Here is a 15,239-nt window from a genome sequence, read left to right on the forward strand (position 1 = left end):
TTAGACGCGTCAATCCTGTAAGTACGTTGTTCCGTATCCCGGCCGCATGGCCGCTGAACCTGTTGGAAAACCGCGATGTCTGCTCCTGCTCCGCACCTCCTCATCGTTGAGGCCCGCTTTTACGACGATATTTCCGATGCCCTGCTCGATGGCGCCAAGTCCGCGCTCGATGCTGCTGGCGCGAGCTACGATGTCGTGACCGTTCCCGGCGCGCTGGAAATTCCCGCTGCCATCGCCATGGCGTTGGATGGCATGGATTCCGGCACGGTTGCCTATGACGGCTTCGTGGCGCTCGGCATGGTCATTCGCGGCGAAACCTATCACTTCGATATTGTTTCGAACGAATCGGCCCGCGCGCTGATGGATATCGCCGTCAGCGAATCCCTGCCCATCGGCAACGGCATCCTGACCGTCGAAAACGAGGCGCAGGCTTGGGCCCGTGCCCGCAAGTCCGAGCTGGACAAGGGTGGCTTCGCCGCCCGTGCGGCGCTGACGATGATCGAACTCAAAGACAAACTGGGCGGCTGAACATGACGCAGGACGACACCGGCCACCCGGTCAAACCGGCCAACCAGCGCGGCGCGGCACGTCTTGCCGCCGTGCAGGCCCTGTATCAGATGGATATCGGCGGCACAGGCGTTCTGGAAGTCGTGGCCGAATACGAGGCCTTCCGTCTCGGCCAGGAAGTCGATGGCGAAACCTATCTGAAGGCGGATGCCGCCTGGTTCCGCTCCATCGTCGCCGGCGTGGTGCGTGACCAGACGAAGATCGACCCGCTGATCAAGTCAGCCCTGCAGGACGACTGGGCGCTGTCACGCCTCGACAGTACGGTGCGCGCCATCCTGCGTGCCGGCACCTTCGAGATTCTGGAGCGCAAGGACGTGCCGATCCCGGTGATCGTCACCGAATATGTCGAGATCGCGCGCGCCTTCTTCGAGGAAGACGAACCGAAGCTCGTCAATGCCGTTCTCGATCGCATCGCCAAGCAGATGCGCGGAGACATTCGCAAGTAAGGAACAGACGCATGGATGCGATGCAGGGCGGCACGGTGCCGGGGCTTGAAGGGCAGATGCGCTCGGCCAGGCGTAATGTCACGCTGCTGGCGGCCGCGCAGGCCATTCTCGGCTCGGCCGGTCCCATGTCCTTTTCCGCCGGTGCGCTGGTCGGCTATGAACTGCTCGGGGACGACAAGTCCCTGGCAACCGCGCCGCTGACCGGTTTCAACATCGGTGTTGCCCTTGGCGCCATCGTCGTGGCCACCGCTTCCCGGTTTCTGGGCCGCAAGGCTTCCTTCATGCTCGGAGCGCTGCTGGCCGGTGCCGGCGGTCTTGTGGCATCGCTGGCGTTGTTCCGCTCCGATTTCTGGCTGTTTGCGGCGGGCTTGTTGCTGATCGGCCTTTCCGGCGGCTTCACCCAGAAAATCCGCTTTGCCGCGGCAGATGCCTCGCCGTCCTTCTACAAGGGTAAGGCCATCTCCTGGATTCTGGCCGGTGGCATCATCTCGGCTATCCTCGGCCCGCAGCTTGCCATCTGGGCGAAGGATTATTTCGCACCCGTCACCTTTGCCGGAACCTTCTTGGCGCTGGTTCCGTTGGCGGCGGCGGCCATTCTGGTCCTGTCCTTCCTGCGCCTGCCGCAAAAGCCGGTCGGGCACGATCACACCGATGAGCCAGCGCGTCCGCTCAGGGAAATCGTGCTGACGCAGCGTTTCCTCACCGGCCTTGTCTGTGGCATCGGCTCCTATGCGCTGATGACCTTCATGATGACCGGCGCGCCGCTCGCCATGGTCATCGGCTGCGGCATGCCCTCGGAAATGGCGACGCTCGGCATCCAGTGGCATGTCATCGCCATGTTCGGCCCGAGTTTCTTCACCGGCATGCTGATTGCCCGCTACGGCGCGGAAAAGGTCGTGGCGCTCGGCCTCGTCATTCTCATGGCCTGCGCGCTCGTCGCCCATGCCGGCGTCGAACTGTGGAACTTCTGGACGGCGCTTGTTCTGCTCGGTATCGGCTGGAATTTCGGCTTCATCGGCTCGACGGCCATTGTCGCGGCCAGCTATCGCCCGCATGAGGCCGACAAGGTGCAGGGCTTCAACGATATCGTGCTGTTCGGCACGGTGGCGTTGTCCTCCTTCTCCTCCGGCCGGGTGTTCACGGCCTATGGCTGGAACGTCATGAATCTCGTGATCTGGCCTGTCACCATCCTCTGCCTCGTTCTGATTCTCGCAGAAATGCGCGCGGCCCGTTTGCGCGCCGCAGCATCGCGCTGATTTTTCAAACGTTTAAGCATTGATTTTTCTCATTCTGCATTGCGGCGGAATGTCCTCTTTCCCTACACCTTTAGGCGTAGGGCTTGACGCCCCGCGCCAAGGGGACGCACTCTCCCTTCATAAATGGAGCGGGCGCCTGAACGATCGGCGCAATGCCGGTCGGGTTCCCGCCCCCCAAGGAGGAAATCATGGGGAGGCAGAGCGTATGAGTGTTGTCTACGGGGTTATTCTGTGTGGCTTGCTTTCGATCGTCTACGCCATCTGGGCGACGCGGTCGGTGCTGGCGGCGGATCAGGGCACGGCCCGGATGCGCGAGATCGCCGGCTTCATCCGCGAGGGGGCGACAGCCTATCTGACGCGTCAGTATCTCAGCATCGCCTTGGTGGGCGTGGTGGTGTTTGCCGGTAGCTGGTGGCTGCTCTCTGCCACGGCCGCCTTCGGCTTCCTCATTGGCGCTGTTCTGTCAGGCCTGGCTGGCTTCATCGGCATGCATGTTTCGGTTCGCGCCAATGTCCGCACGGCGCAGGCCGCGTCCGTCAGCCTGTCCGCCGGTCTTGATATCGCGTTCAAGTCGGGTGCCATTACCGGTCTTCTGGTGGCGGGGCTCGCGCTGCTTGGCGTCTCCGGTTATTTCCTGCTGCTCACGCAGGGTCTTGGCCATGAAAGCGGTTCGCGCGAAGTCATCGACGCGCTGGTTTCGCTCGGCTTCGGCGCTTCACTCATTTCCATCTTCGCCCGTCTCGGTGGCGGCATCTTCACCAAGGGCGCGGATGTCGGCGGTGACCTTGTTGGCAAGGTGGAGGCCGGCATTCCGGAAGACGATCCGCGTAATCCCGCGACCATCGCCGACAATGTGGGCGACAATGTCGGCGACTGCGCCGGCATGGCGGCCGACCTTTTCGAAACCTATGCCGTTTCGGTGGTGGCGACGATGGTTCTCGCCGCGATCTTCTTCGCCGGCACCACGGTTCTCGATGCCGCGATGATCTATCCGCTCGCCATTTGCGGCACCTGTGTGGTGACATCCATCATCGGCTCCTTCTTCGTGAAACTCGGCGTCAACGGCTCCATCATGGGCGCGCTCTACCGCGGTCTTATCGTCACGGGTCTGCTCTCCATCGTCGGCCTCGGGCTGGCCACCAGCCTCACCGTTGGCTGGGGCCAGGTCGGCGCGGTGGATGGACTGGTGGTCACCGGCACCAACCTGTTCATCTGCGGACTGATCGGTCTGGTCGTGACGGCATTGATCGTGGTGATCACGGAATACTATACCGGCACCAACAAGCGCCCGGTGAATTCCATCGCCCAGGCCTCGGTCACCGGCCACGGTACCAATGTCATTCAGGGCCTTGCCGTTTCGCTGGAATCGACGGCGTTGCCGGCGCTTGTCATCGTCGGCGGCATCATCGCGACCTATCAGTTTGCCGGCCTGTTCGGCACGGGCATTGCCGTCACCGCCATGCTCGGCCTTGCCGGCATGATCGTCGCGCTCGACGCTTTCGGCCCTGTGACCGACAATGCCGGCGGTATCGCAGAAATGTCCGGCATGGCGCCGGATGTCCGCAAGGCGACCGATGCGCTGGATGCGGTGGGCAACACCACCAAGGCCGTCACCAAGGGCTATGCCATCGGCTCCGCCGGCCTCGGTGCTCTGGTTCTCTTCGCGGCCTATGCCAATGACCTGAAATACTTCATCGCCAACAGCGACAAGTATCCCTATTTCGCGGGCATCGGCGAGGTCTCCTTCAACCTCTCGAACCCCTATGTGGTAGCCGGCCTGATTTTCGGCGGCCTCATTCCCTACCTCTTCGGCGGTATCGCCATGACGGCGGTAGGGCGCGCGGGCGGTGCGGTGGTCGAGGAAGTGCGCCGTCAGTTCCGGGAGAAGCCCGGCATTATGGCCGGCACGGACCGCCCGGACTACAGCCGCGCCGTCGACATGCTTACCAAGGCGGCGATCCGTGAAATGATCGTGCCATCGCTTCTGCCGGTTCTGGCGCCGCTCGTCGTCTATTTCGGCGTGCTGATGATTTCCGGCTCGAAAGCCTCGGCCTTTGCGGCGCTTGGCGCATCACTGCTCGGCGTCATCGTCAACGGCATCTTCGTGGCCATTTCCATGACCTCCGGCGGCGGCGCCTGGGACAATGCCAAAAAGAGCTTCGAGGATGGCTTTGTCGACAAGGACGGCACGCGCCACATGAAGGGCTCGGAGGCGCACAAGGCATCGGTCACGGGCGATACGGTCGGTGATCCTTACAAGGATACAGCCGGTCCGGCTGTCAACCCGGCGATCAAGATCACCAACATCGTGGCACTTCTGCTTCTGGCCGTTCTGGCCTGAGGCAAGGTCCCTGAAAACGAAAAACCCCGCTTCTTTCGAGGCGGGGTTTTTTGATGGAAAGGCAAGCGCCGGATCAGTTGGAATTGGCGCCCAGCATCTGGCGAACCATGTAATTGTTGTTGCCGCCGCCGCCGACACCGGACATGAGCTGCTGCAGGAAGGTCAGATCCTTGCCGCCCGTAGGGGTCGTGCGCGAGATCATGTCGAAAACCTTGCCGTCCTGAAGGGTATAGTTGGCGCGGCGTTCCACGACGCCATCCTTGTTCAGATAGATCGCCAGAATGCTCTGCTCGACAAGCTTCGGCTTCTGGAAAGCCATGGAGCGGGTGCGCTTCTGGGAAATGTAATAGAGCACTTCATTGTCGAAGGTTGCCGTGGAAGACGGCGTGCCGAGTGTCAGAAGCGCCTGCTCGCGGCTCGCGCCTACCGGCACCAGATCCAGCGATTCCTGATCGACCACATAGCCATTGTGCATCACCTCGGCCGTTGTGCAGCCGGAAAGCGCGGCAATGCCGGAAAGCGCGGCAATGATAAGGACGGTCTTGCCGCCGAATTTCCTGTCAGGCTTCGAATACCGCATTTTCAACGACATCTCTCCAAGGTTCAGAACACGCCTTGCGGCCTGCCTCTGCCATGCGCATATCATTATGGCCTTTCCGGGGAAAGTCTCCGGATTGGACCGCGAACTGGCGCCGCAAGCGGAGAAATGCCCGGTCCCCGGTCGCGAAGGCCAGGGCGCAAGGCATGGCTCGCCTAAACAGCATTGCAATTCGCGCATGCTTCGGTAAACCAGCTTTCGCATTCATGCAACACGGGTTAAGGCGGGGCGGCGACTATTCGCAGCCGCTTTTCGGAAATTTCGATGATCTTTGGACTGTTTTCCAGGCGAAACAATAACGGCAAAATCCTTGAGAGGCAGTACGAGGCCCTGACCACCGCTGCCCGCCAGCCCCGGTTCTATTCGGCTATGGGCGTGCCAGATACCGTTATGGGCCGTCTTGAAATGATTTCGCTGGTCATGATCCTGTTTTTCCGCCGCACCCGCTTTTCGGGCGCAAGCGGTCAGGAGCTGGCGCAGGAGATCATCGACGCGTTCTTTCAGGATATCGATCACTCGATCCGCGAACTGGGGGTCGGCGATCCCTCCGTACCCAAACGCATGAAAAAACTGGCGGGGCGCTACTACGGCCGCCTCGAGGCCTATGCCGCCGCCCTGGATGCCGGTGACCGGGAGGCGTTGGCCGCAGCGCTTCGCCGCAATATCCATCCCGAGGTTGACAATGCCCCGTCCATGACTGAATTGGCCGACTGGGCCATGCTGGCCGAGCGTCATCTGGCCACTGTTTCCGAGGATGACGTGGCGGCGGGCCGGGTGACGCTACCTGAAGCGGTTGCTGTGGCCCATGAACAGGCGGATGCCAGCAAGAAAGAGACGGACTGAGATGACGAAACCGAACAAGGACGATGTTCCCTTTTCCTACCCGGTGAAGGTCGGTCATATTTCCGCCAATCCGGTCGAGGTTCATGTAGAGGCTGATGCGGAGGAGCGCGCCGGCCTTGCCCGCCTCTGGCGCATTCTCGAGGTGAAGTCGCTGAAGGCGACAATGACGGTGTCCCGCTGGAAGCGGGATGGCGTCCGTGTCAAGGGGCACGTCTCGGCCGCGATCGTGCAGGCTTGTGTCGTCACGCTCGACCCGGTCGAGGCCGCGATCGAGGAAGACTTCGAACAGATCTTTGTGCCCGAGGGCTCCAAGCTGGCGCGGCTGATGACCGGCGACAGCGGAGAAATGGTGCTCGACCCCGAAGGTCCGGACATGCCGGAGAGCTTTGCGGGCGATTCGATTGATGCCGGCGAGACCGTTGCGGAATGCGTGGCGCTGGCAATCGACCCTTATCCGCGCAAGCCGAACGCAGAATTTGCCGCCCATATCGAAGATGATGGGGAAAAGGACAGGAAACCTTCGCCTTTCGCGGTTTTGAAGGATTGGAAAAAGGACTAAGAGGGCTTCGCCGGACCACATTGAAGTTGTCAGGGGCTTCGAACCGGGTATTTTGAGCCTAAAACACCGCCAGCGGGCGGTTGGGAAGGAAACGAAGGCGTGATCAAGATTTCACTCGACGTCATGGGAGGCGACTTCGGGCCGGAAGTTGTCATTCCCGGTGCTGCCAAGGCGTTGGAGCGGCACCCTGAAGTGACGTTCGTTCTCTATGGGCAGCGGGAAAAGTGCGAACCCTTTCTGGAGCGCTTTCCGAAGCTGAAGGAACGCAGCGAGCTTCATCACTGCGATGTCGCCATCGGCATGGATGAGAAGCCGAGCCAGGCGCTTCGTCGCGGTCGCAACGTGTCCTCCATGTGGCTGGCGATCGACGCGGTGAAGGAAGGCAAGGCCGACGTTGCCGTTTCCGCCGGCAATACCGGCGCGCTCATGGCTATGGCCATGTTCTGTCTCCGCATGATGCCCAACATCGAACGCCCCGCCATCGCCGGTATCTGGCCGACAGCGCGCGGCGAAAGCATCGTACTCGACATCGGCGCCACCATCGGCGCGGATGCTCGCCAGCTTCTCGATTTCGCGCTCATGGGCGGCGCCATGGCGCGTGCGCTCTTCGATATCGAATCCCCGACCGTTGGTCTGCTCAATGTCGGTGCCGAAGAGGTGAAGGGCAATGAAGAGGTCAAGGAAGCCGGGCGCCTGCTGCGCGAGGCAAACCTTTCGAGCCTGACCTATTACGGTTTTGTCGAAGGCGACGATCTCGGCAAGGGCACGGTCGACGTGGTTGTGACGGAAGGCTTTACCGGCAACATCGCGCTCAAGGCTGCCGAAGGCACGGCGAGGCAGATGGCCGCCTTCCTGAAAATGGCCATGTCGCGCACGCTGATGGCGAAGATCGGCTATCTCTTTGCGCGCGGCGCCTTCCGCATGCTGCGCGACAAACTCGATCCGCGCAAATCCAATGGCGGGGTTTTCCTCGGCCTGAACGGAATTGTCATCAAGAGCCATGGCGGCACTGACGCCGAAGGCTATGCGGCGGCAATTGACGTTGCCTATGACATGGTGAAGAACGGTCTGAGCAAAAAGATCGAAAACGATTTGAAAATCTATCATGCAGGGCAGCAGCCCCCGGCCGGTCCGGAAGCGGCATGAACAAAAGGGCAGGAAAACCTATGATTCGTTCTGTCGTGCGCGGTTTCGGAGCCGCTCTGCCGAAGCGTGTGGTGACGAATAGCGAACTGGAGAAGACCGTCGATACCACCGACGAGTGGATCGTTCAGCGTACCGGCATCACCCAGCGCTACATTGCCGCCCCGGAGGAAACCTCCGCTTCGCTGGGCGCCGATGCTGCGCGCGCTGCGCTGGAAAACGCCGGCCTGACGCCTGCCGATATCGATGTCATCATTGTTGCGACCTCGACGCCGGACAACACCTTCCCGGCGACGGCCGTGAACATCCAGTATCGCCTCGGCATGACGCACGGCTTCGCCTTCGACATGCAGGCTGTATGCACCGGTTTCGTCTATGCGGTGACCACCGCCGACAGTTTCATCCGCTCCGGCCAGGCCCGTCGCGTTCTGGTCATCGGCACGGAAACCTTCTCCCGCATTCTCGACTGGACTGATCGCACCACCTGCGTTCTCTTCGGTGACGGTGCCGGGGCGATCGTTCTGGAAGCCGAGGAGGGGGCTGGAACGGTTGCGGATCGCGGCGTATTGGCGGCCAGCCTGCGCTCAGATGGTTCGCACAAGGAAAAGCTCTATGTCGACGGCGGCCCGTCCACGACAGGCACGGTGGGCCATCTGCGCATGGAAGGCCGCGAAGTGTTCAAGCATGCGGTCGGCATGATCACCGACGTCATCATCGATGCCTTCGACAAGACCGGGCTGACGCCGGATGACCTCGACTGGCTGGTGCCGCATCAGGCAAATCGCCGCATTATCGAAGGGTCCGCCAAGAAACTTGCCATTCCGCTGGAAAAGGTGGTCATCACCGTCGATCTGCATGGCAATACCTCCGCAGCCTCCATTCCGCTGGCGCTGGCGGTCGCAGCTTCGGACGGGCGCATCAAGAAGGGCGATCTCGTCATGCTCGAAGCGATGGGCGGCGGCTTCACATGGGGCTCGGTTCTCTTGCGCTGGTAAGCGGCGATTGACGAAGGTCTGTCGCGTCAAGTGCTTGTAAACGCTTGACCGATGGGGGGAAGGGCAATAGTCTCTCAACGCTTCGTAGCTTGTGCGCCAAGGCGGATGGCATGCGCTCGAAGCGCTTGCATGCGGATGCTGCCGGTTTTTTGATCATGAGTGATCGAAACGGTGCATTTCGTGGGGAAGAGGTTTCAAACGGGGCGGAAAACCATGGCCGGAAAGACCGTAACACGTGCTGATCTCGCAGAATCTGTTTTCCGTAAGGTCGGATTGTCGCGGACGGAATCAGCGGAACTGGTCGAAACCGTAATTGACGAGATTTGCAACGCCATCGTACGTGGCGAGACAGTCAAGCTCTCTTCCTTCGCCACCTTTCAGGTGCGCAGCAAGAACGAGCGCATCGGTCGCAACCCGAAGACGGGTGAGGAAGTACCGATTTCACCGCGCCGCGTCATGACCTTCAAGGCGTCAAACGTGCTGAAGCAGCGCATTCTCAAGTCGCATCTGGCGCGCAAGGCCAAGCTCAAGACATCGGCAACCGCTGCCGTCTCCTGATTTCGCTGCCGTTTCGCCGGCTGGTCCGGAAGGTTCTGGACGGCGAACAGCTTTCGCTTGAATTCGTTTCATTCATCAATTGAGATGTACGCCATCCGCCCGGTCGATTCGGGCGGTGTGTCCACGCAATACGGCAACGCGGACCGACATCCGCCGCACCGGAAAGACAAGGCTGGAGCCGCAGGGAATGGACGTTGACAAAAGCCCTGATGCGTTTCGCACCATCAGCGAGGTAGCGGACGATCTCGATCTGCCGCAGCACGTCCTGCGCTTCTGGGAAACGCGCTTTCCGCAGATCAGGCCAATGAAGCGTGGCGGCGGTCGCCGCTATTACCGTCCCGATGACGTGGAGCTGCTGAAGGGCATTCGCCACCTTCTTTATGATCATGGCTACACCATCAAAGGCGTTCAGAAGCTTTTGAAGACGAACGGAAACCGTTTTGTCGTCGCCATCGCCAATGGTGACGTGGCCGCCATGGATGCGCTCGTGGCTTCGGCGCAGACGGAAAAGAGCGCGGAGCCCCGCGTCGTTCATCCCGATGAGGATCAGATCGTCGGCCGTCCGAAGGCCAAGCCAAGCGGCCGCTTCTTCGGCTTCGGCGGCAGCGACGACGATATGCCCGAAGTCTCGATCGGGAAGGGCGGGTCCGTCGGCAAGGAAGACCGGGCCCTGCTGCAGGAAGCGCTCTACGATCTGCTGGAATGCAAGCGTCTGCTTGATCAGGTGCGCTGATCCCCCTCGGGCACGGATTTGAGTGGCGGGCAACGGAACCTCCGTGCGTTCCGCGCGTTTCTCCTTCAACATCAGGTTCTTGAAGGAGAAAATCTTGAACAATCGAAGCGGTCTTTACCTCATTATTGGCATTCTCATTGCTGCGGTTGTAGGCCTCGGAGCCTATGCCTATCGCGAGGAAACGAAGCCGGAGGGCATCGAAATGAAGATCGGACCTGACGGCGTGAAGATCGAAAAGAACTGATCATCATGGCGGAACAGACGGCAGCGTCTTGCGCTTTTCGTCTGTTCCACTCGTTTGTCAGGCGGCTGGCCGAAAACGGTCCTGAAAATTTCGGATGGCAGACTTTTCCGCTTGCGCAGGCTGGGTCATGCGGTTATGGAGTGCGTGCTTCCTATGAAGCGGGTCGGAGCGTAGCGCAGCCCGGTAGCGCACTTGACTGGGGGTCAAGGGGTCGTGGGTTCGAATCCCGCCGCTCCGACCATTTCTTCAATCACTTAGCCCCCATGCGGTGATTGGTTCCAGCGCGGTTCGCGTGCTGTTTTCTGCAGATAGTTTTTCACGGATGAGAAGATACCTCACAGGCATCATCAAGCTTGCCTGCGTGCCTGTTCGCGCTGGTGGCGCCGTTCCAGCGCCACGCAGCCCCAGATAATGCCGATCAGGATGTAGAAGTGGCGCCAGTGGTCGGTGTCGATGACGTTACCGATCAATGCGTGCCCGAAATAGGTGATCCAGGCGATCATCAGGAACGGCTGCCACGGCCGGTCGCGCAGGAGAAAGCGGAAGCCGGAAAACAGCGTCGTGACGGTCATGCCGATCCAGCTTACGAAGCCGATCCAGCCGTAGGTCGTCAGCGACTTCAGCCAGGTGTTGTGCTCATCCTCGGGAAAGATCGTCGAAAACACCAGGGGGCCGATGCCGAGCGGCTTTTCCATGGCCATGAGGAAGCCGATCTTGTGACGCTCGAAGCGCCCGAGATGGCCGCCATCGTAATCCTGCACCAGCTTGGTACGGCTCGAAAGCAGTTGTGACACCTGCTCGGATTGCAGGGCGATTACCAGCGCGGCAACGATCATGACCACGGCAGCCAGCGACAGCACGACGATCTTCATCCGGAAAGCGCCACTGCGCTCCTTCAACAGCATGATGAAGACCAGCATGACGGATGCGAAGGCGAACATCGCCCATGCCGCACGCGAGAACGACAGGAAGATGCCGAGCACGAGAATGAGCAGGCCTATGCTTCTGAGCGGGGCGGCGGATAGTCTCTGTGTCAGCAGCCCGTGCATCAGATAGAGGGCAGGGGCCACGAGAAACGGGCCAAAGACGTTCGAATCCTGAAAAGCACCCTTGGCGCGGTCAAAACGCGTGAAAACTTCAGCGCCGGGAAAGGCGTGGAAATAGCCGAGAATACCCAGAACCGATGTCAGGATGGCCGCAGCCACCCAGGCCTGAAACATCAACCTGAGGCGCGTATGCCTGTCTTCGATCACCGCCGAATAGAAGACGGCGCTGAGCGCCAGAAAGATCGAGACGGCAATGTAGATGAGGCCGCCACCGAAGTTCGTCTTCATCACCGTCAGCGACAGCAGGCCACCGGCATTGAAGACCAGCAGGAAGGCGAGAAGGCCGCCGGTGGTGCGGCTGATTTTAAGACCCATCAGGAACCAGATGGCGACCTGCGCCACCATCAGCACTTCATAAGGGGCGGGCTCCGAAATCACGAAACCGGACAGGAAGACGCCAAACGCCAGAACGCCCGATCCGATCAACCGCATGGCGGCGATGGGGGCGTTGATGCCGTCGCGCCGGAGTGATGAGCCGGCGCTATGGGAAGCGAGCATGGTCAATAGGCGTTTTCCGTCTTGAGCAACCGGATCGGCGTGAGGAACAGGATCTTCAGATCAAACAGCAGCGACCAGTTCTCGATGTAATAGAGATCGAAGGCGGTGCGGAAACGGATCTTGTCGCTGTTGTCGACCTCGCCGCGCCAGCCGTTGATCTGCGCCCAGCCGGTCACGCCGGGCTTGACGCGGTGGCGCGCGAAATAGCCTTCGGCCACGTCGGCAAATTTCAGATCGCCGGACTGGGCGGAAATGGCGTGCGGACGCGGGCCCACCAGTGAAAGTTCGCCGCGCAGCACGTTGAAAAGCTGCGGAAGTTCATCGATGGATGTCTTGCGGATGAAGCGGCCGACCGGGGTCACGCGCGGGTCGCCCTTAGTCACGGCCTGCTTGGCGGTTGGATCGCACAGGTCGGTATACATCGAGCGGAACTTGAAGACGTTGATGACTTCGTTGTTGAAGCCATGGCGCTTCTGCATGAAGAAGACCGGGCCCTTGGAGTTCTTCTTGATGGCGATCGCCGTACCGATGAAGATCGGCCACAGTAACATCAGGGCGACGACGCTGAAGAAGATGTCGAATACGCGCTTGGCGACCGAATCCCAGTCACGGATCGGCTTGTCGAAGATATCGAGCATCGGCACGGCGCCGATATGCGAATAGGAACGTGGACGAAAGCGCAGGCGGTTGGCATGTGCGGCCAGGCGAATATCCACCGGCAGCACCCAGAGCTTGCGGATCAGATCCATGATGCGGCCTTCCGCCGAAAGCGGCAGGGCGACGATCAGCATGTCGATGCGCGCAAGGCGGGCGAACTCGACCAGTTCGGACACGGTGCCGAGCTTCGGATAGCCGGCAACGATATTGGGCGAGCGGTCGGAGTTGCGATCATCGAAGATGCCGCAAATGCGGATATCGTTGTCCGGTTGCTGTTCCAGTGCGCGGATCAGGTCCTTCGCGCCCTGACCACCGCCGACGACGACGGCACGGCGTTCCATCAGACCGTTGCGGCCCCAGTGGCGCACGCCGATGGCGAACAGGAAGCGTTCCACAAGAAGGAAGGCGCCCGCACCACCCAGCCAGAAACCGAGATGTTTGGCATCGTAGATGGCGAGCTTGCCGGTGAGATGAAAGAGCCCGGCCAGAACGGCGGAACTGAGCGCCCACGCAGCGATGATGCGCTTGAGGTTGACGCTCGGTGCCCGGAGAGCGGAAATCTGATAGAGATCGAGCGCCTGCAGGGCAATCACGGTGAGGCCTGCGCCGAGGATGAGCAGCAGGGTGCGTAGCAGGAAATCCACCGCGCCAGCATAACCGACAACCGCACCGGCGGCGAGGCCGATGGCCAGCAGCGAGGTGAATTCGAAAAGGCGGAACTGGCCGATGACGATGTTCGGCGTGCGGCTGTGTTCACTGAACTGCTGGGCGATACGCCGCGCCAGAGGGTTGAGCGTGGGGGCTTCCCCGGGGCTCGATTCCGCGTTCGAGGGCGGCGCACCGCCTTCGGTCAGCCTGCGCTTCAGGGCTTCGACGTCGAACTGTTCGTTTTTCTCGATCTGGTTCATGGCTCTTCTCGTTCTCCCTTGAGAAAAGCCATATCAGCAAGATGCTAAAAAACGTTTAGCCGGTGGATTGCTCCGCCAGCGCTTCCCGGTACAGGTCGAGCATGCTGCCCGCCATCACCGAGGTCGAAAAACTGGCACGCAACACATCTTGGGAGGGCATGATGCTGCTCTTCCACTCCGGTTCTGTCAGGGCGCGCGCCATGGCGGCCGCGAGCGCATCGGCACTGCCGGGTTCGACCAATGCCTGGCTGTCGGCGCCAAGCATTTCGGGAATTCCACCGACACGTGAGGCGATGACGGATTTTCCGGCGGCGAGCGCTTCCAGCACGATATAGGGCAGGCTTTCGTTGCGCGAGGGCACGACCACGATGTCCGTCAGCGCGAACGCTTCCCGCGCGGGCATGGCCGGACGAAGCGTGAGGCGGCTTCCGAGCCCGAGCAGGCCGATCCTGTGGGCATATTCATCGCGCTGGGGGCCGTTGCCGACGATGAGGCCATTGAGCGGCCGTCCGACGATACGTTCGGCGCGCAGAAACGCCTCGATGAAGACATCCGGTCCCTTCAGGTCGCGTAGATTGCCGATATAGAGCAGGTCGACGCCCTCGGGCACTTTTTCAACCGGAATGAATTCGGCGGCGCTGATGCCGTTATAGATTCGCCGCCACTTGGCGCGGGGTTCGCCGACCCTGGAGAAGTAGGTATTCTTCTCGTAGTCGCACACGAAGACCAGCCGGTCGGTGAAGCGCTCCATGAAACGTTCCGCGCGCAGGATGATCTGGCCCTTGAGGCTGGCGCGGCGGAAATGGAGGCTGCCGCCATGCGGCGAATAGAGGCGGGCGACGCGATACCTGTTAACCCGCAGGAATGAGCCGATGATGCGGGCGATGACGCCACCCTTGGCGCCATGACCATGCAGAACATCAGGCTGCAAGCTCTTGATATGATTATAGGCCTTTTTCAGGGCCACGAGATCCGACGGCTTGATCGAACGCTCGATCGGCGTGCGGATCAGGCCGAGCGCAAGCTTCGGCTCCAGTTCGGCCAGAAGCTTTTGTTCGTATTCGCCGTCCGTCTTGGTGTCGCACAACACACCGACCTGATGGCCAGCCGCCACATGCTCGTCGACAAGATCGCGAACATGGCGGAATACACCGCCCGCCGGGGCGCGCAAGCAATGCAGGATGCGGAGCGGCTTTTCTTCTGTCATCGATCAGAACAGACGTTCGCGGACATAGATCGTGTCGCCGGCGAGAATGGGGTCCGAAATGCTGACGCGGCCGGTCATGATCTCGCCGTTGATCTTGCGGGTAATATCCACGTCGCGCTGGTTGGCGCGGGGCGAATAGCCACCGGCAATGGCGATGGCGTTCTGCACGGTCATGCCCGCGACATAGGAATATTGGCCGGGCTGGCCCACTTCGCCCATCACGAAGACGGAGCGGTAGCGGTCAACCTCGATGGTCACGTCGGGATCGCGCAGGTAGCCCTGTTGCAATTTCTGGGCAATCGCCTTTTCAAGCTCGGGCAGGGTGCGGCCGCGGGCCGGCACCTGTCCGACGAGCGGGAAGGAGATGTAGCCCGCCTGATCGACCATGTAGGTATTGGTGAGGCCGGCCTGTTCGAAGACGGTGATGCGCAGGCGGTCGCCGCTATCCAGCCGATAGGGCTGGATGGTCGCCTCCTGGAAAGCTTTGGGAGCGGGTTGGTAATGCGTGCAGCCGGAAAGCCCGGCGGCGGCAAGCGCAAGCCCGATCATCAGGGCATGTTTCGACGCGGCGAAACGTGAC

At 61.0% G+C, this 15,239-nt stretch carries 16 protein-coding genes and 1 tRNA gene; 12 read left to right on the forward strand and 5 right to left on the reverse strand.

Features of this window, described 5'->3' with window-relative positions:
• The first annotated feature begins 75 nt into the window (after nt 1–75).
• The 4 genes from GGQ66_RS06395 to GGQ66_RS06410 all read left to right on the forward strand — a co-directional run bounded on the left by GGQ66_RS06395 (nt 76) and on the right by GGQ66_RS06410 (nt 4,610).
• On the forward strand, nt 76–528 hold the full coding sequence (locus tag GGQ66_RS06395; protein ID WP_183790631.1) for a 6,7-dimethyl-8-ribityllumazine synthase: 453 nt from the start codon (nt 76–78) through the stop codon (nt 526–528).
• Nucleotides 529–530: 2 nt separating this feature from the next.
• Nucleotides 531–1,013 (forward strand): transcription antitermination factor NusB, encoded by a 483-nt coding sequence (gene nusB, locus GGQ66_RS06400; RefSeq protein WP_183790633.1) that lies wholly within the window; start codon nt 531–533, stop codon nt 1,011–1,013.
• Between the two features lie 20 nt (nt 1,014–1,033).
• Complete coding sequence (locus GGQ66_RS06405) at nt 1,034–2,269, forward strand: MFS transporter (RefSeq protein ID WP_183790965.1); 1,236 nt, start codon at nt 1,034–1,036, stop codon at nt 2,267–2,269.
• A gap of 205 nt (nt 2,270–2,474) precedes the next feature.
• Nucleotides 2,475–4,610, forward strand: a complete 2,136-nt coding sequence (locus GGQ66_RS06410; RefSeq protein ID WP_183790636.1) for a sodium-translocating pyrophosphatase — start codon at nt 2,475–2,477, stop codon at nt 4,608–4,610.
• A gap of 73 nt (nt 4,611–4,683) precedes the next feature.
• Here the strand turns inward: GGQ66_RS06410 and GGQ66_RS06415 are convergent, their stop codons facing one another.
• Complete coding sequence (locus tag GGQ66_RS06415) at nt 4,684–5,202, reverse strand: outer membrane protein assembly factor BamE (protein WP_183790639.1); 519 nt, start codon at nt 5,200–5,202, stop codon at nt 4,684–4,686.
• 270 nt (nt 5,203–5,472) lie between these two features.
• On the opposite strand from GGQ66_RS06415, the gene GGQ66_RS06420 reads away from it, so the two are divergent.
• From GGQ66_RS06420 to GGQ66_RS06455, 8 genes are all read left to right on the forward strand, one after another.
• Nucleotides 5,473–6,051 (forward strand): ubiquinol-cytochrome C chaperone family protein, encoded by a 579-nt coding sequence (locus GGQ66_RS06420; RefSeq protein WP_183790641.1) that lies wholly within the window; start codon nt 5,473–5,475, stop codon nt 6,049–6,051.
• A gap of 1 nt (nt 6,052) precedes the next feature.
• Nucleotides 6,053–6,610 (forward strand): YceD family protein, encoded by a 558-nt coding sequence (locus GGQ66_RS06425; protein ID WP_183790643.1) that lies wholly within the window; start codon nt 6,053–6,055, stop codon nt 6,608–6,610.
• Nucleotides 6,611–6,709: 99 nt separating this feature from the next.
• The gene (gene plsX / locus GGQ66_RS06430; RefSeq protein WP_183790646.1) at nt 6,710–7,756 is read left to right on the forward strand and encodes a phosphate acyltransferase PlsX; all 1,047 of its coding nucleotides are present in this window, start codon (nt 6,710–6,712) and stop codon (nt 7,754–7,756) included.
• Between the two features lie 20 nt (nt 7,757–7,776).
• Nucleotides 7,777–8,748: a beta-ketoacyl-ACP synthase III gene (locus GGQ66_RS06435; RefSeq protein WP_183790648.1), complete on the forward strand. Its 972-nt coding sequence runs from the start codon at nt 7,777–7,779 to the stop codon at nt 8,746–8,748.
• 213 nt (nt 8,749–8,961) lie between these two features.
• Nucleotides 8,962–9,306, forward strand: a complete 345-nt coding sequence (locus tag GGQ66_RS06440; RefSeq protein ID WP_183790650.1) for an integration host factor subunit alpha — start codon at nt 8,962–8,964, stop codon at nt 9,304–9,306.
• A 187-nt stretch (nt 9,307–9,493) separates the two neighbouring features.
• Complete coding sequence (locus tag GGQ66_RS06445) at nt 9,494–10,039, forward strand: MerR family transcriptional regulator (protein WP_183790653.1); 546 nt, start codon at nt 9,494–9,496, stop codon at nt 10,037–10,039.
• A gap of 94 nt (nt 10,040–10,133) precedes the next feature.
• Complete coding sequence (locus GGQ66_RS06450; RefSeq protein ID WP_183790655.1) at nt 10,134–10,283, forward strand: hypothetical protein; 150 nt, start codon at nt 10,134–10,136, stop codon at nt 10,281–10,283.
• A 164-nt stretch (nt 10,284–10,447) separates the two neighbouring features.
• Nucleotides 10,448–10,524 (forward strand) — tRNA-Pro (locus tag GGQ66_RS06455).
• A gap of 106 nt (nt 10,525–10,630) precedes the next feature.
• Here the strand turns inward: GGQ66_RS06455 and GGQ66_RS06460 are convergent.
• From GGQ66_RS06460 to uppC, 4 genes are read right to left on the reverse strand one after another with little or no spacing between them, the layout of a single operon-like run.
• A complete protein-coding gene (locus tag GGQ66_RS06460) occupies nt 10,631–11,887 on the reverse strand; it encodes an O-antigen ligase family protein (protein WP_183790968.1) in 1,257 nt (418 codons plus the stop codon).
• Nucleotides 11,888–11,889: 2 nt separating this feature from the next.
• Nucleotides 11,890–13,452, reverse strand: coding sequence for an undecaprenyl-phosphate glucose phosphotransferase (locus GGQ66_RS06465; RefSeq protein ID WP_183790657.1), 1,563 nt, complete (start codon nt 13,450–13,452; stop codon nt 11,890–11,892).
• Between the two features lie 55 nt (nt 13,453–13,507).
• A complete protein-coding gene (locus tag GGQ66_RS06470; protein ID WP_183790659.1) occupies nt 13,508–14,659 on the reverse strand; it encodes a glycosyltransferase family 4 protein in 1,152 nt (383 codons plus the stop codon).
• Nucleotides 14,660–14,662: 3 nt separating this feature from the next.
• The gene (gene uppC / locus GGQ66_RS06475; RefSeq protein WP_237358813.1) at nt 14,663–15,208 is read right to left on the reverse strand and encodes a polysaccharide export protein UppC; all 546 of its coding nucleotides are present in this window, start codon (nt 15,206–15,208) and stop codon (nt 14,663–14,665) included.
• Nucleotides 15,209–15,239: the final 31 nt, after the last annotated feature.

This window comes from Allorhizobium borbori, from assembly GCF_014196535.1.
Taxonomy (GTDB): Bacteria; Pseudomonadota; Alphaproteobacteria; order Rhizobiales; family Rhizobiaceae; genus Ectorhizobium; species Ectorhizobium borbori.